The following is a 20,322-nucleotide window of genomic DNA, read 5'->3' on the forward strand; positions in this document are numbered from 1 at the left end:
CTTTCTGGCCGCGCGGGCGACCTGACAATCTCCGAAGGGGGCTAGCAAAGCCCCTGGTGGATCAAGTACCCTGATCAGCGGGGTCGAAGGCGACGTTGGTATCGCAGTTGACTTCCCTGAGCAGTCATCGACGAGAACCGTGTAGCAGGGGCATTATTTTGCAGAAGGGGCGAACGAATCATCCCTTTGTTGAGTCATCCGTGAACGGATTGGGCATCGGCAAAGTCACGTCGATCGACGGCGACAAAGCAATCGTCGAGTACTTTCGCTCGCCTGTTGACGACGGACCAATCCGCCGCGAAACAGCCACGAAAAGTCTTAGCCGGCGGGAATTGCTACCCGAAACAAGGGCGTACTTCCGAAACCCGGAAACGGACAGTATCGAAATCGGTCGCGTCCAGGATTACCAGCAAGACGACCAACTTTATCTCGTACGATTTCCGAACGATCAACCGCGGATGCTGTCGAGCGACGAATTTGAAGTTCGTTGCCGCATGCCAATTTCTGAACCGACCGAACACTTGGCCAGCCAAGTCAATGAAACCGCATTTTGGCATGAGGCTCGTTCCGGTTTCGTGAAACACCTATTGGAGCAGCATTGCACGAGCGCCGGCCTTTCAGCACTGCTTTCTTCTTCCGTCGAAATCGTTGCTCATCAAGTATCCGTTGTGCGCCGGGTTTTGATGGATCCGTTTCAGCGATACTTACTGGCCGATGAAGTAGGGCTTGGCAAGACAATCGAGGCCGGTGTGCTGATCAAGCAGTTCACACTCGACGAACCGCTGGATCACCAAACCGTTATAATTGTTCCTAAAGCTTTGCTCCTTCAATGGAAGCAAGAATTGACGCACCGCTTTCATCTAGGGAGCAAACTTGGGGTTTCAGTTCACATCGTCTCCAGCGAAGACCAGGACGCGATCGCTGCGAGTCTCGCGGACGCCCGAATGATTGTCGTTGACGAGGCACACCATCTCAGTTCTTGGGCTTGGTCCTCAGATTCCGTCGAGCGCGAGATCTTCCAGGCGGTCGCGAATACCACTCGCGATTTGTATCGACGCGTCCTACTGTTATCGGCGACCCCCGTCCTGCACAACGAGCAGTCATTCTTGGCGATGCTCCATCTTCTTGATCCGCAGGTCTATCCGCTTGACAGTTTGGAAACGTTCAAGCAACGGGTTCAACTTCGCCAAGAGATTGCCGAACGGATGATGGACCTGCGGGAAGATGAGCAGAATTTCTTTCTTGGCGACACGCTTGAAGTGCTCGGCGATTTGTTGCCCGATGATCGCGAGTTTCAAGAGTTGCGGACCGAACTTGGACAACTCGTCGAGCAAGACGTAGAGGAAAGCGATCCACGTCGCTGCGAATTGATCCGATCCATCCGGACTCACGTCAGCGACATGTGGCGACTGCATCGCCGCATCCTTCGCAATCGTCGAACCGACGCGACAGCGGCGTATTTGCCCGGTCGTGGCGGGGCGAAACGTGTGGTTTACGTTTGCGAAAATGAAGCGGGACTGGCCGAGGCGATCGAAGGCTGGCGTTTGACGTTATCGGCGTCGCTATTTTCAGCGGACGAAACGGAAAAGCAAACAGCAAGCGAACTCGCACGCGTCATGGACGAACTGGCGTCCTGCGAACCCAGGCACGCATTGGATTTCGCCACCGCTCGACTGAACGGCGGCGGATCAGCGACAGTCAGTTGGTTGCCACTTTGCAAAGGCGAAAGCGATTCACTGCAACAGATCATTCGTGCGGCAAAGGATTGCGACCATGCCGCGCGTCTGCAGAAACTGTACCAGATAGTGGGTTCGGACGACGATCAAATCTCCTTCGTTATCTTTGCCAGTTCGCCCGAGACCGCCGACCTTGTGTTCGAATTCTTGGAATTGCGACTCCCTGCCGGGCGAGTCCTACGACACTCCGCCGAACGGTCGTCCTGGATCCAGTTCAAAAACGTTCAACGCGGCTACGTGCTGGTCTGTGATCGTGCCGCCGAAGAAGGACTGAACCTCCAAAAGCGAGGTGCCTTCGCGATTCACTACGATCTGCCATTCTCCCCCAACCGCATTGAACAACGGATGGGCCGACTCGACCGCTTCGGCAGTGGCATCTCGGTCCAGTCGGTCGTGCTGGTTTGCGACGGTTCACGTGTGCAGAAACGCTGGTTCGATTTGGTCGACGGCGGTTTGGGTGTGTTCCATCGCTCGATCGCTAGTTTGCAGTACGTCATTGAAGACGTCATGCGTCGGATCCTCCAAGCGTTCCTCGATTCAGGATCGGATGCCTTCGCGGAAGCGGTCGAGACACTCTGTGGCGAAGAAGGTTTAGTTGCGACAGAGCTAAAACGAATCACGGCTCAAGATTCGATTGACTCCTTTGACGCCGACGCGGTAACGCAGGAGTTCGCCGATGAACTGGAAGATAGTGATCGCAGACTCGGCGAAGGTTCTGCGAAAGTGTTTCACAATTGGCTCGTTCGCAATTTGCACTTCGGTCAAACCGGTGAAGAGAAACGCCACGACGAAGTGTTCAGTTACGAATTCACGCGAAAGATAGACGTTGGGCGAAGGTACCCGAAGGGACGCGACACGCTTATCCCAGTGGATGAATTCAAACGACGCTTCTCCCATTCGCTGGAAGAACTGAGGCCTGAACCGCCCGCAGAAATGGTCACTGAACCACTAACCTTTGACCGGGTTACATCACAACGACGGTCATGTCGGTTGCTTCGAGTTGGCGATCCATTTGTTGACGCCATGGAGGCATTCACGCGATGGGATGACCGAGGGTGCAGTTACGCATTTTGGCGTTACGCGCCGTCGTATCGCGGCGAAGAGGATCCAGCCGTCTTCTTCAAGTTCAACTATGTAGTTTCACCCGCTCTAGCTCCGCTGAAATCACTTTGCCAGCGGTTCAACGGAGCAAGTTGGGTTGCGGTGATGCGTCGTTGCGAAACAATCATGCAACCACTTTTCACAAGGATGTTCCTTGATGCCGATTTGACTCGCGTGATGCCCAGTGACGAACGAATGAATTGGATCCGTCCCGAATACAACAAGGACCGCACCACCATCGGCAAGGATTTCAATCTGAATCGCGGTCGTTGGGATACGGCGGCGGAACTCTACGATATGTCGCTTTGGCGGGACCGGTGCGTCGCTGCCCGAGAAACATCCGAGCGATTGCTGCGAGAAGACTCCACTTTGCCGAAGCGGTCCGCAGAATGGGTCGAAACGGCCAGAAATCAAGCAAGCCAAGTTCAGCAACAATTCCGATCACGTTTGGCGATGACGAACGGCGAGTCGAAGTCGTCACTCGAACTTGACTTGCAATTTGAAACGGAACTGCTGGAAGCCCAAATCGAGGCATTCACGAACCCTGACCTGAGAGTTGACTCGGTCGGTGCGATCTTTGTTTCCAGTCAAATGCCATTCGTTGAGAACGACGAAGTGGAGGATGACGATTGACCGACTTTCAATCCATCCAGACCGCATTGCGAGAACTTCCGAAGACAGATCGTCTTCAGGCGGCCTTGGCCGATCGTAGTTGTGAGCAATTGCGCCGAGCGGTGCTGGCGCTTTCTACAAACAAAGATTCAGTTGGCGAAGGTGACCTCGCTGGTTTGGTGCGGCAGGTTCTGCGGCGAGGAACTCTGCTTGGTGATGACGAATACCTGCTGACGGTTCCGTCTTCACCGCCTTGGCCCAATGAAAATCTTTGGCGGGAATCTCGCGTTGAGGTCGCTGCTAGTGATTACCAATCTTTTCGGTTGCGTGCTTCGAAGGCGTGGGCAGCGGATTGGTTGGCGGATAGCGAAAGCTTCAGTCCCTTTGAAGCAACCCTTCGCGAAGAGTACCGTCGCAAGGGTTGGCCGACGTCGCCGCACTTGCCGCTCGACACGGCGTTGGAGCACGGTTTGGGCCTGCCGTTCAAAGGCTACCAAGGTCCTGGGCAGCGGTTGGCGATTCGATCCGCGTTCTTTCTGAAACCCGGCGGAACACTGGTCGTCAATTTGCCAACAGGAACTGGAAAGAGTCTTGTCGCGTGGGCACCAGCACTGCTCTCTGCCCCTCGCGAACTGACTGTAATGATCACGCCAACCATTGCCCTGGCAATCGACCAAGAAAGGCAACTTCGAGAGAACTACCCACACGTTCCTGGTGGTTTGCCAGACGAAATGGCTTGGCATAGTGGCTTGTCAGATGGTGCTCGAAAGGCAATCCGGCAGCGGTTGCGAGACAATACACAGCGTATCTTGATCACGTCACCAGAGAGTTTTGTCGGTTCCCTTAGCCGCGTGCTTTACAAAACAGCAGAAAGCGGTTTGCTGAAATACTTCGTCGTTGACGAGGCTCACTTGGTTGCTCAGTGGGGCAATGACTTTCGGCCAGAGTTTCAGGCGATGAGTGGTCTTCGGCGAGAGTTGATTAAGCGGTGTCCATCGGGGCGAGCGTTTCGCACGCTCTTGTTGTCGGCAACGCTGACGCAGGAGAGTTTCGATGTATTGGAGACATTGTTCTCGGATGGGCAATTTGATTCCGTCAACGCGGTCGCTCTAAGGCCAGAACCGGAGTATTGGCAATCGGCATCTGCAACCAAAGCCGAGCGAGACCGGAAAGTGACGGAACTGGTCCGAGTCGCTCCTAGGCCCTTTTTGCTCTATGTGACGACCAAGCGAGACGCTGACTCTTGGCATCAAAAGATTCGCGCCCTTGGCATCAAACGCAGCGGTTGCGTCCATGGCGGAACATCTAACGAAGAACGCGAATGCGTAATCGACCGATGGCGTGCCGGCGACATTGATTGCGTAGTCGCGACGTCAGCGTTCGGTTTGGGGATGGACAAATCAGATGTCCGCACCGTCATTCATGCGTGCATTCCGGAGTCGATCGACCGTTACTATCAGGAGGTTGGTCGGGCAGGTCGTGATGGTTGTGCCTCCGTTTCGATATTGCTGCCGTGCGAAGATGCCGACAAGGCGACCGCGAAGTCGATCAGCCAAGATCGAATCATCTCGCTGGAGAAAGGACGTGAACGATGGGACGACTTGCTCAAGGCCGGGAACTTCTTAACTGAGAAGCAAATTTGGCGGGTCAATTTAAACACCCGCCCGACGCATATTCATCAAGACAGTGACGCAAACGTTGCTTGGAATTTGCGAACACTGGTTCTACTCAATCGTGCTGGAATAATACGGTTGGAATCAGAGGAACCGCCAGACACACAGCGGATTGACGGGGAATCCGACAACGAATTCGAGGCACGCCGCCAGAAAGCGACAGACGAATATTTTGCGACAGCCTATCTAACAATTCTGAATGACGGGCATCTCAACGAAGAGGTTTGGGAGACCATCGTCCAACCCGAGCGATCGAGAATGTATGCGGCAAGTCGCGAATCGTTTGATCGGATGAATCATCTGCTAGAAGGCAACCGAGAAATCGGCGAACTGCTGCGGGATACCTACACGGTCCGGACCGCCAACGGCGGACCGCGACCAGAGCATTGCTGTTCGGGTTGTCCGTCGTGCCGCGCCAGTGGCATGGAAACAAGTCACCGATTCAGTCACCCCGAACCGGATTTAGTCGAATGTATCGAACACGGTGACGTCGCGGCATTGCAATCGCTCTTTTGCATCCAGGCACCGGTCGCATTTGTTAGCATTACGAACTATGACAGCGAGCGCGAGCGGGTGAAACTTTGCCTTGGCATCATCTGCCAATTGGTTGGCCGGGGCGTTGATGAAATTGCCTTACCTGTGGCGTGGCAGAAAAAGCGTGAATGGAAGTCCATTCATGACTCCTCTCCTCGTCGCCTTGTGGTCGGCAGCTGTCTTTCATCATACGATCCACGCAAGAATGATCTGCGTTTGCCGCGTGCCACTTTCCTGTTCGACACACCCACTCCTGTTATCCCTCGAGACCTCATCAATATGGAGCGACCTTTTCATATTATCCTCGCGCCCGAAGACGCTGTTGATTCAGCGACAGGACGGAAGTTCTTCAGCACTCGTCCAAACATACGTGACTACGAATTGGTTCAGAGGCTAGGACAATAATGAGCATTCTGAATCGACCCAGCGATGGCCTCGTCAGTGTCCTTGTCGCGCTTGTCAGATCCAGCGTGATGATCGGCACCATGCCAAAGAGCAAATTACTGGACATTTGCAGTCCCAAGTCGCTCGGTGACGGCAAGCAAGACATGGCAACCAAGACCCTGAGCCGATGGATTGAGTTAGGTCTCTTTGTCACAACGGAAAAGGGTGAAGTAAAGGTTGCTGATGAATATCGTTCCGCCCTGCGAAAGTTTGACGCATCAGCAGCCGCGATCGCCAAAGCAGTTCGGCAGGTCGTTCTCGATCCAGAGAACAACAAGAATTTCTGGAGCGACGAAGAAAACCGATCGGCCGACTTTTCTCGTGCTGCATCTTGGGTGCTCGCGCAGAACGCCCATGCTTTTGTCCCAACTTCCTACTCCCAGGTTGAACCGAAAACGCTAGAGCAAGCAGGGACGCCCGACGTCATCTTGTTTCAAAATGACACCCGATGGTCCGGTTTTGTTTCTTGGGCCACGTTCCTTGGAATAGGACGATCTGATTCAGGCAAAGCATCGGGAGGTTTTATTGCCGATCCCACGCCCTGGGTACGCGAACCGGCATTGGAGTTGGTTCCCCAAAAGAAGGATGTCCCGATACAAGAATTTCTGGAGGGACTGGCGACTTTGATCCCGGTAATTGATGGTGGGCATTATCGCCAAGAAGTCGAAAGCAAACTTCGATCCGAAAAGTGGAGGGCACCTGGATCAGGAATGGTTTCAACATCGCTTTCGCGGGCGTTACTTCGACTGCAGGCGGGTGGCGAACTTCGTTTTGCCGACCGATCAGACTCCGATTCCCGGATCAACCTTGTCGGTCGCGATGGGCGGACTGTTCAATCGGTCACTCACGTCATGCGAGGACATTCGAAGTGAATCTTCTAGAATTCTGGCCGACCGAAAGCGAATGCTTGGAGTGCATCAAGCCCGAGGCGGAAAACCCCTCGGATGCGGTGTTCTTGGCCGTTCATCAAGAGATGCGATTTAGGCGAGAGAGTTTTTCGACGAAACAAACTGAGAGCAAATCGCAGATGCAGTTGCTCAGCGAGTTCCTTCGTGACGAACCAAGTGGACGAGTCATTCTGCCGATCCTCGGTGAGTCTGGAATCGGTAAGTCGCACCTAGTTCGATGGCTAAAAGTCCAGTTGCAGCAGAGGGAGGACCGTGACAAACGTCACGTCATCCTGATTCCGAAAAGTTCCAGCTTGAAGTCGGTTCTGGGTCGCATCCTGGATGGGCTGGACGGACCGCGGTATGAAGAGATCCGCGAACAGTTGAAGGCTGCTCGCGAACAGATGGATGAGATTGGCGCGAAGCAGCGGATTCGATCCGAATTGCTCACTGCAATCGAAAGAAACCACGCAGAGGCGTCCAAACGTAAGGTGCAGGCTCAGCAAAATGGGTCGAAGATCAGCGAGAAAGACAAACTATGGCTCGGGCATGGTGATGCGAGATGCCTTCCATCGCTATTGAACGACCCTGCAACTCAAGTTTTATTTACCAAGGGCACGTCGACTCGACCGGGGATCATTTCCGAACTCGCAAGGCACATTGCAAAAGACACGACAAAAGCGGAGTCGCCACGGCGTCAATTCGAACGAGCGGACTTCCTGGTTCCTGAGGAATTGGCGAACGACATTAAAGAAGCCGGACAGATTGCCGGACGCTATCTCGACAAGTTGCAGCGGACTACCGATACCAAGAGTCTCGACGATGCGATCAAGCTGCTCAACGGAATCGTTGATGACGCGATCGCTCCGTTGGCAACGCCGACCGATACTTCGTTGGCAGAACTTTTCTACGAAGTGCGCCGACAGTTACTGGCCGATGATCGCGAACTGGTCCTCCTAGTGGAAGACTTCGCCGTGCTTGCCGGCGTTCAAAAAGCACTGTTGGACGCCATCATTCGCGAAGGGGAAACCGGCGGGAAACGTGAAGCGTGCACGATCCGAACTGCTCTCGCCGTCACCGACGGTTACTTTGGAAATTTAGACACCGTCAAGACACGCGCCGTTCATGGTTGGCACATCGAGACAGGGACAGACTCTGACGAAGATGAGATCATGAACCAGATTGGCAACTTCGTTGCGGCGTACGTTAACGCAGCTCGCATCGGTGCAAAACGACTGGAAAATCACTTCGCGGACCCCAGCAACATTGGCAAGAAGGCTCCCAATGCGATAGAGTTCCTTGATCCAGAACCCGATGAGATCGCGTTGCTTGCGAACTTCGGTCAGTCAGTGGATCAGTACAGCCTGTTCCCATTTAACCCGTCGGCCATTTCAACCATCGCCGATTGGCGTTTACGTGATGACAAGGGCAAATTGAAGTTTCACCCGCGTAGTGTAATTAACGAGATCATTCTGCCAGTGGTAAAGGACACCCGTGGCAGTTTTGAACGCAACTTGTTTCCGCCACCAAACTTTCTTGGGTCGGAAAAGAAAATCTGGGCTGACCTACGGAGAGATGTGCAGCGAAAGGAAGGCGATCCGGAACGCCAAGAGCAGTACTTGTACCTGCTGCATTTTTGGGCCGACAAACCGGAGCGGCTTTCTCAAGCCAGCCTTCCCACTGGAGTCTTTACCGCGTTCGGTCTGGAACCACTGGACGGGAGCAAAACTGCGGTGGCTCCGAAAACGCTCAAGCCTCTCTCCAAGCCGGATGAAAAAAAGGTTGGCACAGCGACAACGTCCCTACCTGAAATAGACGAACCTGAATTCAAACGTGATCCGCCGGCCATCCAACAATTTGTGGAAAAACTGGATGGTTGGAAGAATGGTGGTATTCTGGGCCATGGCGATGCAAATAGGATCCGGGGACTGATGAACATACATCTGATCCATTCAGTCAATTGGGAAGCAGAACTTCTTCGGTCTTTCAAACCGACTACCGATGTCTTTGCACGACAAATCTATCTTCCTCGAGCCAAAGGTAACCCGCCCAATCGTGAAAAGGCTTTCGTAGTAGTCGCCGAAGATGAGCAATTTGAAGACGCTACAACAGCAAATGATCTCTTTTCGTTGATTCGAGCGATGCTGCGTTATGAACACAACAATGGCTGGAACTACGAACAGGCTGACGAAGACTACATTTCAATTTCAAATTTTGTCGATTTGCATTTAGCACAAGCTTCGTCATGGATTCACACAAAGTACAAGAGTGTCGATGGAAATCCAGTTTCCTCGCTGACGCAGACTTTACTCTGGCAGGCTCGGCAATTGAACATCGAATCCGCCCACAAAACTGCCGAAGACGTGAGTCACCTAGAGGCTCTTTTTGCGGACGCGCCGAAATGTGGAAGAACTGATGGGGACGGAGAATGGAATGACTTTCTCGATGACTTGGTCGATCAACGACAAATACTGAAGGATGAATTGCTAGAACGGGTCGGTGCGTTTCAAGGCACCAGTCGGAAGACACCTCATGCGATCGATGCTTCCCAACTGCTTCCGACGATTCAAGAGTTCCGAAAAGCATGGAAGATCTCGGAGAAGTTCCCGTCGATGCCTAACAGTGTGACCGATGAACTGAAAGCGATCGAAAAACACATCAGTTCGCTCTGGCGCGTTGGCAACGCTAAGGTCGATGCTCGGCGAAAGCGAATTGCAGAACAGTCGAAACTCATCGTCGCCGAACTGGGGAAAGAGTATGACAAGATGGCATTGCTAAAGGATCTCGAAAGCGTCTGCACACTGTCCCAGCAGTACGGTTTGTTGGGTGAAGTTTCCGTGAACCAGATTCGCAAGCTAGCCGAAAAGTTCAAAACCGCACCAGTTGTGGATGCTGGGAAGCAAGTCGACGCAATCGTCAATGGTGATGACATCGCGACACAAATGACTGCTATCGCCCGATTGGACATCGAGACCCACGCGTTGCTGGTTGAGTTCGCCCAGACCTGCGCACGATTTCTTCAGGAACGTGCAGGGAAGGCAGAGACGAAAATCCTTGCTTGGGAGCCTGACGTTGTTGAAAAGAAAAAGCTAGATGTTGATGAGATTCTTCAGACGCTCGAAGAAGCGGTAGCACCGTACAAGAAGGGTCAAAAATGATCGCGCAAGAATGTAAAAAACTTCGTGGACAGCTTGAAGAACTCGCGCAAGCAGAGGAGCGAGAGAATATTCACGACCAACTTGAATCGCGAAGGAATGAGTTGGTTGACGTTCGTGACTCATTGTTGGCGGTCACCAATTCACTCAAGGCACTGTCTGCTAGAACCGAACTGGCAGGCGATTTGGACCCTACAAAGTGCATCGACCGAGTTCGCAAGATTCGGGAATCGCTGCAGACGGACCCGCTAAGCATCACCAAAGGACGTCAGTTTTCAGACATGCGAAAGGCCTTTGAGAAGTTCGCGACGGAGGGCACCGAGTGTGCCCAAGCGACTTGGGCGATATTCATGCCGAGAGCGAAACCGTCTGTCGACACCAATCAATTGGCTCAGGCGGAGCAGCAAAATGACTTCAAGACGATCGCGCTGAAACTCAAGACGCGTGCCAAGTACGCAGAAAAGCTAGGAAAGAACCCGCCGGCCACCGAAGACGACTTCGCCGAACTTGAATCCGCGTGGGAAGACATCCGCGAGATGATGGCGGCGTTGCCGGATGTCGCTAGCGACCCGCTCGTTCAAGAATTCTTGAAAGCGGCGAATTCGTCCGGAGGGGCTTCGATTGACTTATTGACCGACGAGGTGCGGGCTTGGCTTCAAGAAAACAACATCGCGGACAAGTATCGCATCACCACCATGTGAAGGATGACAAAAGATAGTGGACGTAAACGACCATCGACTTGAATTCCTGAACTCGCTCGAACGTGCGGAGTCAAAACTGCTGTCATGGGGTTTGGTGGATGGATCGTTTAGCACCGATGAAATAGGTGACCTCTGCGAATCCTTCATCGACGACGAAGACTTGTGGTCGAAATACGGCGACGAGGAAGAATTCCAAGATGCACTTGAGGAAATCGGTTTTCTGTACGATTTCAAAGACGGAACCCGGACTCGGTATCGCACACGGATGGCGGAAACGCTTCGTTTACTTGTGCGGTTGCGGCAACTGTTCCCCAAACACATGCGGACCCCCAACCGACAATGGCAAACCGCGAAGCCTTTGGTCGGTGACTTCCGGTTCATGCTACGTCCGCGGACAGTGCCCGAGCGAGATGTTGCCATAGATGCCGTACAAACTCGGATAGAACAGGCCGGGAAGTTGTCGTCGCTTCAGAAAGAGGTGTTGAATGCATTGCTGGCCCGCCCCGGCGGCAAGACAATGGAGCTAGCGACGTTTCAGGCCCGCGCGGCGGAGAACATTTTGAGGCGACTGAAGTCGAATCGCTGTTCGGGGACGATCGTGTGTGCCGGCACGGGTAGCGGGAAGACGTTGTCGTTTTATCTGCCGGCGTTCTTGTCAATCGCTGAATCCATCGACAGCAGCGATTGGACGCGTTGCTTGGCAGTATATCCGCGAAACGAACTGCTCAAGGATCAACTTGCCGAGGCTTACGGACAGGCTCGAAAACTTGATTCGTTACTGCAATCCGCCGGTAAACGGAAATTGACGATCGCAACTTTGTTTGGTGCCACACCTGAGCACGAAGGCTCGTTCGGCTACGCCGATCCGCCGCCAGGGTGGGTTCGCACAAACGGGGGCGATATCTGTCCGTTCTTGACTTGCCGGACCGACTCATGCCAAGGACAAATGATTTGGCGAACTGAAGACAGAAACAGCAAGCTGCATCGACTGTGCTGTTCGCGCTGCTCTGCAAGCACGGAACACGACGAACTGATTTTGACTCGCCAGCGTCTTCAGCAGAGTCCTGCCGACATCCTGTTCACGACGACAGAAATGTTGAATCAACGCATGGGGGATTCAACGATGGCACATGTGTTCGGCGTGGGGGCTACGAGAAATAGAACGCCGAAGATGGTTTTGTTGGATGAGGTCCACACCTATTCGGGAATATCGGGGGCGCAGACCGCGATGCTGCTTCGTCGTTGGAAGCACGCCGCCGATGTGAAACCGCATTTCGTGGGTCTGTCCGCGACGCTCGCCGATGCTCGAAAGTTCTTTGCCACGCTGATCGGTGAACTGGACTCCCGCGTCGAAGAGATTTCCCCGCACCCGAATGAAATGAGACGAGTCGGGATGGAGTACCTCGTCGCTTTGCGAGGCGATCCGGCGAGCCAGAGTTCGCTACTTTCGACGTCAATCCAAACCGCAATGCTGATGCGACGAGCGCTTGACGCCCGCAACAACAATACAGCACCGCACTCTGAAGTCTACGGGTCCAAGGAGTTCGTATTCACCGATGACCTCGATGTAACGAACCGGATGTTTTACAACCTCCGCGATGCGGAAGGTCAAAACAGCTGGGGGCGCCCGGACGTGCAAAAACACCCCAATGGCTCGCTGGCGAACCTGCGGAACCCGCAGGCTCCGGATGAACGCTTGCGAAGTCATTTTGGGCAATCTTGGGATCTTTGCACCAAGCTTGGCCATCGACTTCAGGATGGCACTTCGGACATGCGAATCGAACGCACGAGTTCTCAAGACTCCGGCGTCGCATCGAACTCCGACATCATCGTGGCAACCGCCTCGTTGGAAGTCGGGTTCAACGATCCCGAAGTCAACGTTGTTCTGCAGCACAAGGCACCGCGAGACCCCGCTCAATTCTTGCAGCGAAAAGGACGTGCCGGTCGGCGGATCGAAATGCGACCGTGGACGATCGTCACACTCTCGGATTACGGACGAGATCGCTTGGCATGGGAAAGCTTCGATTTGCTTTTCGACCCCGAATTGCCGCCCAGGGAATTGCCGGTCAACAATCGCTATGTGTTACGAATGCAGGTCGTGTTCGCGTTCTTCGATTGGATCGCGACACGATTGCGGACGCAGGCGGAGATGCCGAAGGGAAGTGTTTATCGCGACTTTTCTGGACCGGCGGACGAAATCCTGCGAAACACTGGCAAGATCGCCAACATGCGAAAGCGTCAGTTGGCGGCGGTGAGCATCGTAGAAGGCTTGTTGCTACGCGAAGAAGGCTACCATGAACTGGTTGGCTATCTTTCCAAAGCTCTCAAACAAACCGAAGAAACCGTCGAAGTGTTGTTGTGGGATCCGCCCCGAGCCTTGATGAACGCCGCTTTGCCGACATTACTTCGTCGATTAAAGACGGATTGGAAAGTGGCCGGTGAAGATGAACAAACTCGCGACATCTTTGTCCGCAACAATCCACTGCCGGAATTCGTGCCGGCTCAATTGTTCGGTGATTTGAATCTCCCGGAGGTAACGCTACGATCGCCACCACAGCAGTCGAACACAACCGAGCGAGTTGACGTTCTGCCGATTTTGCAAGCAATGCGTGAGTTCGCACCGGGGCGCGTGTCACGTCGGTTCGGCGTCATGAACTCGCACGCTCGTCACTGGGTTCAACCAGGCGACTTGTCGATCGACGGGGAACAACCGCTGGAACTGAGCAACATCGTGAGTCGTTTTGACGAAATTGGTTCGTTCGATTGGTTTGACGAGGACGGAAACTCCCTGCCGTTACGATGCATTCGTCCTCGTGAAATGCAACTGGTTGTTCCTGAGCGACGTGTATCGGACAGCACCAACGCGATGCTCTCATGGAACACGCAAATTTGCCCGCTGGTCACCGGCACGTCGGTTGACCTTCCGTCGCCATCGCGGTGGTCATCGGTCGTTACCGGCTTGGAGTTCTTCGCTCATAATTTGAACAACCCGCTTGAAGTGCGTCGTTTTGCCACCGAATCGAAGGCCACTGTGAATTTCGATAACGGGCAAACGAACGAAACAACCCTTCGCTTTATTGGCGACCGTCCGGACGGCGACGAAACTGTCCCCGAGACCCCTGTGGGAATCGGCTTTGCCATTGATGTCGACGGACTTGTTGTGCGATTCACTGTTCCAGATGACTTGGCTGATCGTTTGCCAGAAAACCCCGCCATGCTTCGTTGCTTGCGAGTGTCCAAGTTTCGCGATGCGGTCGCCGGCGATCCTGCCCTTGAGCAGTTCGCGAGTTTCTTTGAACTGCGTTGGTTGTCGCAAGTTTATCTCTCCGCGTTGGTGACCTCCGCAATCAACCGCGAGTCCACGCTACAGGAATCATGGCAAGCATCGTCCTCGGATACATCGGTTCTGAACTTCATCGAAGTTCTTGGCGTGATCTTCCAAAGCCTTGCCGTGTCGTCTCAATCCGACCAAGACGATGACCAAAGTGAGACGCTCGATGACGTTCAGCAGCAATTGCAACAGGATCTGGAGCAACTTCTCGAAGAACCGGTCGTCGCCTCCGCACTACATCGTCACGCACCAACTCTTTGGGAAACGCCTGATGCAAACTGGACGCCGTGGTTAACTCGCAAGTTCAAAACGACGTTGGGGGCCGCGATCCTTGACGGTATCCAGCAAGTTTGTAGTGATCTCGATTCCACTGATCTGCTGCTTGATGTTGAATCTGGCCCGCGTCCGTCCATCGCGATTCCGAAAGCCGACGGCAGCGAAGAGATATGGATCACGGAAAAGACTGTCGGTGGTGGCGGGATCATTGAATCGTTCCTGATTCGATACGGCGAAGACCCACGGCGATTCTTTGATCTGGTCGAGAACGCACTGCGTCCCTCGGACTACGAGATTGCCGATCAACAGTTGACGATCTTGCTCGATTGGATGAATTTATCTGACGAGACCGAACTGAACGATAAGGTTTCCGCATATCGAGTCGCATCGACCGAAAACCACAAAGCTCACGCGAATGCGTTTGACCAACTTCGCAAGACGCTCGACAAAAAGGGTCTGTTCACCTGCCATGGTGTAATCGCCGCTATCGCGAATCGAATCCTGCGTCCTGGCAGCAATGAAGACACCGATGCGTTGCTCCACAAAATGGTCTCCCGCTGGCGCGATCTCGAAGACGAACTCAACGTCGAGATTGATCCGCGAATTCTGGCCTACTTGGAATCGGCCGACGACACAATCGACAACGTCATCCGGGATCCCGGCGACAATGCGATCGAGGTGAATCGCAGGCAGTGGCGTTTCAATACGCTCTTCAGCCTGCTGTGGCCACGCGGTGGCGTGTCCCGAAGTGCCCGCCTGGCTGCCTACAACCCCTATGATTCGCTTCCCGAAACAGAGCATGACCTGGTTCGACTGTTCCTTACTGGCGAACCGACTCATGTCAATGTCGACGAAGAAGACTGGTTGCAAAAGGCCAGCGAGTGTCTGATTCGAGATAGCGAGGTCATCTTGGTTGGTGACCCGAAAGATCCTCCAACCCTTCGCAAAGCACTGATGGAAGTGATGACCGTGCCGATTGACTCGGGGTTTATGCTGCTGCATCCCAAGGTGGACCGAGTGGATCGTCGCGTTGAATCCATTGAGATCGGCTTGTCGCTGCCGGAGGGCGTGCAATGACTGATCCGATTTCCGACAACCGGAACACGTTCTCGACCCAGGCAACAAGTCGTACCGAGATCCGCGAATTGCTCGAAGGCATCTTCGTCGCCGAACTTCTCGTGCCCAGCGAGTCGATATGGCTCGTCTCGCCTTGGATCTCAGACATCGACATCCTCGACAACCGCTGCGGCCAGTTTTCGTCGCTCGTTCCGACGTGGGGACTTAGACGAATTCGCCTCAGTGAAGTCTTTGGACAGTTGATGATCCAATCGAGTGTTCACCTCGTTGCTCGGCCCGACTCGCACAACGACGCTTTCTTGCGAAAGATGGATGACCTGAGTCGAGCGTCTGATGACGCAAGCAATCTGCACGTCACGATTCGTGACACGTTGCATCTGAAAGGTCTGCTCGGCCAAGACTACTACCTCAGTGGTTCGATGAACCTGACCTACAACGGCGTCGAAGTAAACCACGAAGGCGTCTCGCTGGATCGGTCCCCCGAAGCCATCGCGGAAGCACGGATTCACTTTCAAGAAAACTACGAGGCGGGTCAATGACGCAATTGAGCGATGATCCGCAGGCGTTCCTGAAAACGTTTTTCGGTGCAGGCAATTCTATCCAGTGGGCCGACTACGAGAACGCCGCGCCCGCCGATGCCGTTCGCGCCTACCTCGAACCCTGGGTGCAACGGTTCATCAAGCAAGAGAGTCCGTTCCTGCTGCCACGAGTCGATATATCGTCGAAGCAAACGACTTGGTATGTGCTCTGCGGAAATCCACGTGAGGCACGGTCGATGCGGGAATCCTTGCTCGCGTTCGTTGGTCCGACCTATTCCAGGTTCAATGGTGAGTTGGCCACGCTTGATCCAAAGGACTCGATTGAAGAGGCATGCCAATTGAACTTTGGTTCGCTCGTTTTCCGACTGCCAGTCATCGACAACGACGATCGAACGAAGGTGGGCCGACTGCTCACTACGCTCGTTGACTATCGAGATCGCGAATCTGGACGATCACTTGCTGCGGTCAAGCCGATCGGCCGCTTGCTACGCGATCTCGAAATGGCGATCCTGGCCAAGAACGAGCAGTCAGCGTGGTCGGTCTACGGCGAGATCCGAAGTCGGGGACGCCTCAGCGCCACCAACCTCGCGTTCCTTCAGGTGCGAATTTTCGGAGCGTTCGAGCAATGGGCAGAACTGCTGCTGCTTCCGAACCTAAACGACATCCTGCAAGTTCGCCGACCAAAGCGGATCTCTGATCAAATCGCTCAGGCGGTTTACCAGCACCAACTCGCCGAACATGAGCTTGCCGGTGATGCTACCGAGGCAGTCGCAGCGTATCGCCGCACCGGAAAACGCTTCCAAAACCTTGTGCGATCGACCGCGGGCCTTCAGTCACCCGAAGCGATCAAATTTGCGTTGGTGTCGGCTGTTGCTGCCGATGTGCCCCAACGAGAATTGGCCGAACGATTAGCTGGGCACACGGCGATCGCGACGGACGCCGCGTGGGCCGAGGCGTTATTGGCCACGCTCCCCGCCCAGCAGTCGGCGGAAGTCGTATCGGAGGCCGTCACCGCCTACGACGTGGCCGACGTTCGCTATAACGAGAACAACTTCGACGAGGCGTTGGCTCTCTACCTCATGCAAACGCCGACTCGGCGATCAGTTCACCGTGTGCTGGAAACAGCCGTCGAGGTCGATACGCGACAATCGGCCGAAGAGGCATTGGCGTATCTTTCCTCCGCTCCTGAAGACATCCAAACCCAAATATTGGGTCGCCGGGTCTGCACCGGTCAGATAGAAATCCTATCAGGAATCCTCGGGCAGGACTCAGGCGGCGAACCCAAACAGATCGCTTCATTGGTCGAATGGTTTGAATTTGTCGACGCCGGCGAAGCGATCGAGACGGCTAGCGAAGTGCTTGATTACGGGATCCAGGAGTGGGCATCAGGTTCTTCGTTTGACGCCTCCGCCATCGCACAGGAATTGAAGAAGTCGCGATCGGGTAAGCAAAACGAGATCATCCGCAATGCCGTTCCAACGTTCATCCGATCACTGTTGCTCGATCGCTCGCCAACCCGCGAGTGCAAGCCAGTCTATGGCGCGCTGACGGAATTGTTGATCTACGACGAATCTGTTGGCTCAGATGACCTCGCCGCTGTTGAACAGCTCAGCGAAGCTGTCCTCACAACCGCCCCTTGTCACGAGGCAGGCAACAACGACTTTGCATTCGCCGCCGAGATCACCGTCCATCTTTGGGACACGATTGCCGCACCGAGACACTTCGACTGGGTATTGTCGATGCTAGATTTGCTGATCGACACCGGCGGACAGCAACACACCAGCCTAACACCGATCCTTGCAACAATCGCCGAATCCAGCCGACTTTGGACCAGACGAATCAGCGACGATCAATGGTCGCTGCTTGAACTACTCGCCACCGACCTTGACCTCACGGAAATGGTCGCCGGCCTCCGTCCCGAACCTGAAGAAGCAACCGAAAACGACCCCCCCGACATCCGCGGCCTCCTGATCGGCAAAAGTATCGCCGTCTATTCGCTCACCGAACGAATCGCTCGCCGATTCGGCCAACTCGCGGAGAAGGCGTTCGACGGAATCAAGATCCACTACGTCCACGACAAATCCCTCACCGACCGAATGAAGAGCCTCGCCCAATCCGCCGACATCTTCATCGTAAACACCTGGGATGCGAAGCACGCAGCAACAAATGGGATCAAAGACAATCGGTCCTCATCCGCTTATACCTTGGAACCGGACGGCAAGTCTGCATCAAGCTTAATGCGGTGTTTACACCACTTTGCCTTAAATCGTGCGGAGCGCTCTCAGTGAAAACGATCGTTATTTTGTCTGGCGGACTCGATTCCACCACGCTGCTGTATCACTACAAAGCAGAAGGACATCAGTTACATGCTCTGACTTTCAACTACGGCCAGCGTCATGATCGAGAACTAAAAGCGGCACGCACGATCTGTGAGATAACGCAGACGCCGCAAGAAGTCGTTGATCTTACGGCGCTTCGTCCACTGTTTGGTGCGAATGCACTCACTGAACACAAAATAGAGCTCCCGACTGGCGGGTATGCGAAGGAAACGATTGGAATCACCACAGTCCCAAATCGCAATATGATCATGCTTTCCGTCGCAATCGGGCGCGCGATTTCACTCGGTTTTGACGCCGTCGCGTTCGGAGCTCACGGCGGAGTAAATGACGTCATGTATCCTGACTGCAGTCCAGAATTTGCGTCTGCAATGAGTACAGTCGGGCAAGTCTGCGACGAAAGACTGATTTCCGTACTTGCCCCTTTTGTTTCTTGGGAAAAGTCTGACATCGTGAATAGAGGAGATGTTTTGGCAGTTCCTTTCGAGCATACCTGGAGTTGCTACGCAGGAAACTCTCACCCATGCGGTTGTTGTGGCACCTGCATTGATAGGGAGACGGCATTTAAAGATTGTTCCGTTGCCGATCCTCTGACTTGCTGATACAGACAAGAAGTTTTTCAATCGAATAAGTTCAAGAATCAAAAGGAGCAATCCAAGCTATGTCAAATATCCCCGGCTTTGTGTTTCGTCAACTTCAGCGGTCACCCATACAAGTTGTGTTCGTCGCTTACAGTTGTGACATCGATGATTGGGCGAAGGTGCCAACAAAAATGTCTAGGTCGCCGCAAGGAATCCAGCGAGCAATGCTCCCAAAGCACGCGAAAGAAATCAGCGAATTTTTCGATATGGCCGACGCACAAAATGCTAGCCCAACCGCTGTGCTTCTTGGAATTGAACAAGAAGAAGCCTATCGCATTAAAATCTTGAAACCGGGCACGGAACAAGAAGTAAGCGATGAAGAGGTAACGCAAAAACCGACCCCATGCGAAGTATGCATAGAGTTTTCGGCATGGCCATCCGAAGACTATGTCGATCAAATCGACCAGGAAATCTCCGATTTGTTCCTACAGGTAAAGGAACGATACTTTGCGGATGCGAGTGACGAAGACTCAGATGAAGACTCAGATGAAGACTCAGATGAAGACTCAGATGAAGACTCAGATGGGTTGAGCGAGAACGATCAAAGGAAAGACGCCAAAAAATTCTTTGAATCAGCGTCCGCGCTAGAGATTGCTAACGCCTGCGAATCCAGGTCGTTCGTAAACTGGGACAACCCGCACAAAAAACAAATGCTGCGTGATCTACTCAAGGACGACCGAAAGCCTGGACTGATTATCGATGGGCAGCATCGCGTCGTAGGCACGCGAGACAAGGGCAAAGTGCCTTTCGTTGTCTCGCTCTTGCCTACAGCAAATCGCGCAGAACTTGCTTTCCAGTTCATTGTCAACAACAGCAGTTCACGCAGCGTTTCGGAAGGACTACTTATTTCTATAATTGGCAATAGTCTTTCTGCGGACGAACTGGCAAGCACGGAGGCCAGGCTGAATCGGTCGGGCATCAAAGTGTCATTGATTAAGGCAGTGATGAGAGTGCACGAAGAAGAGAATCCGTACTGTGGGATGCTGGAATTTGGTATCCCTGGCGAAGCCGGTTTCCTAGAGGCGCCAGCAATGCAGAAGAAAGTTATTTCGCAGTGGTACGGCAGTCGGGGACGTAACGGGGATAGGCCAGCATTTCCTAGGCTCCGCCCTCTGGGGTTCTTCTCGGAATTTAGTGGCAGATAGCCGATTCTAGCTGGTTTTTGTAAACTGGTGGGATGAACAGTCTCAACGAACATTACCGTGATCTTCTTGGCCTCGATGATTCTTGGACAGTGTCCAAGGTGGACCTTCAGTTAGAGGAGAATTCGGTCGTAATC

10 protein-coding genes are annotated in these 20,322 nt (G+C 53.8%); all 10 read left to right on the forward strand.

Going from position 1 to position 20,322, the window contains the following annotated elements; translation table 11 throughout:
* Window positions 1-158 precede the first annotated feature (158 nt).
* Genes dpdE through CA85_RS23590 form a run of 10 tightly spaced genes read left to right on the forward strand, consistent with a single transcriptional unit; the run spans window position 159 to window position 20,188 of the window.
* A complete protein-coding gene (gene dpdE, locus CA85_RS23545) occupies window positions 159-3,470 on the forward strand; it encodes a protein DpdE (protein WP_261344726.1) in 3,312 nt (1,103 codons plus the stop codon).
* The gene (dpdF, locus tag CA85_RS23550; protein WP_146393982.1) at window positions 3,467-6,061 is read left to right on the forward strand and encodes a protein DpdF; all 2,595 of its coding nucleotides are present in this window, start codon (window positions 3,467-3,469) and stop codon (window positions 6,059-6,061) included. Before dpdE ends, dpdF begins: the two co-directional genes overlap by 4 nt.
* Entirely contained in the window at window positions 6,061-6,972 is a 912-nt protein-coding gene (dpdG, locus tag CA85_RS23555) for a protein DpdG (RefSeq protein WP_261344727.1), read from the forward strand. The genes dpdF and dpdG overlap by 1 nt, the downstream gene beginning before the upstream one ends.
* The gene (dpdH, locus tag CA85_RS23560) at window positions 6,969-10,145 is read left to right on the forward strand and encodes a protein DpdH (RefSeq protein WP_146393987.1); all 3,177 of its coding nucleotides are present in this window, start codon (window positions 6,969-6,971) and stop codon (window positions 10,143-10,145) included. The genes dpdG and dpdH overlap by 4 nt, the downstream gene beginning before the upstream one ends.
* Window positions 10,142-10,843 (forward strand): hypothetical protein, encoded by a 702-nt coding sequence (locus CA85_RS23565; RefSeq protein ID WP_146393989.1) that lies wholly within the window; start codon window positions 10,142-10,144, stop codon window positions 10,841-10,843. The genes dpdH and CA85_RS23565 overlap by 4 nt, the downstream gene beginning before the upstream one ends.
* Before the next feature lie 16 nt (window positions 10,844-10,859).
* A complete protein-coding gene (dpdJ, locus tag CA85_RS23570) occupies window positions 10,860-15,527 on the forward strand; it encodes a protein DpdJ (RefSeq protein ID WP_146393991.1) in 4,668 nt (1,555 codons plus the stop codon).
* On the forward strand, window positions 15,524-16,066 hold the full coding sequence (dpdK, locus tag CA85_RS23575; protein WP_146393993.1) for a phospholipase D-like domain-containing protein DpdK: 543 nt from the start codon (window positions 15,524-15,526) through the stop codon (window positions 16,064-16,066). Before dpdJ ends, dpdK begins: the two co-directional genes overlap by 4 nt.
* The gene (dpdD, locus tag CA85_RS23580) at window positions 16,063-18,354 is read left to right on the forward strand and encodes a protein DpdD (RefSeq protein ID WP_146393995.1); all 2,292 of its coding nucleotides are present in this window, start codon (window positions 16,063-16,065) and stop codon (window positions 18,352-18,354) included. Before dpdK ends, dpdD begins: the two co-directional genes overlap by 4 nt.
* Entirely contained in the window at window positions 18,351-19,004 is a 654-nt protein-coding gene (gene queC / locus CA85_RS23585; RefSeq protein WP_146393997.1) for a 7-cyano-7-deazaguanine synthase QueC, read from the forward strand. Before dpdD ends, queC begins: the two co-directional genes overlap by 4 nt.
* Window positions 19,005-19,063: 59 nt before the next feature.
* On the forward strand, window positions 19,064-20,188 hold the full coding sequence (locus tag CA85_RS23590) for a ParB N-terminal domain-containing protein (protein WP_146393999.1): 1,125 nt from the start codon (window positions 19,064-19,066) through the stop codon (window positions 20,186-20,188).
* Window positions 20,189-20,322: the final 134 nt, after the last annotated feature.

It is taken from the genome of Allorhodopirellula solitaria, assembly GCF_007859855.1.
In the GTDB taxonomy this organism is placed as follows: Bacteria; Planctomycetota; Planctomycetia; order Pirellulales; family Pirellulaceae; genus Rhodopirellula; species Rhodopirellula solitaria.

Coding starts and splice junctions, on each gene's coding strand:
- dpdG (WP_261344727.1), top strand. CDS start 6,061: ATGAGCATTCTGAATCGACCCAGCGATGGCCTCGTCAGTGTCCTTGTC.
- CA85_RS23565 (WP_146393989.1), top strand. CDS start 10,142: ATGATCGCGCAAGAATGTAAAAAACTTCGTGGACAGCTTGAAGAACTC.
- dpdK (WP_146393993.1), top strand. CDS start 15,524: ATGACTGATCCGATTTCCGACAACCGGAACACGTTCTCGACCCAGGCA.
- dpdD (WP_146393995.1), top strand. CDS start 16,063: ATGACGCAATTGAGCGATGATCCGCAGGCGTTCCTGAAAACGTTTTTC.
- CA85_RS23590 (WP_146393999.1), top strand. CDS start 19,064: ATGTCAAATATCCCCGGCTTTGTGTTTCGTCAACTTCAGCGGTCACCC.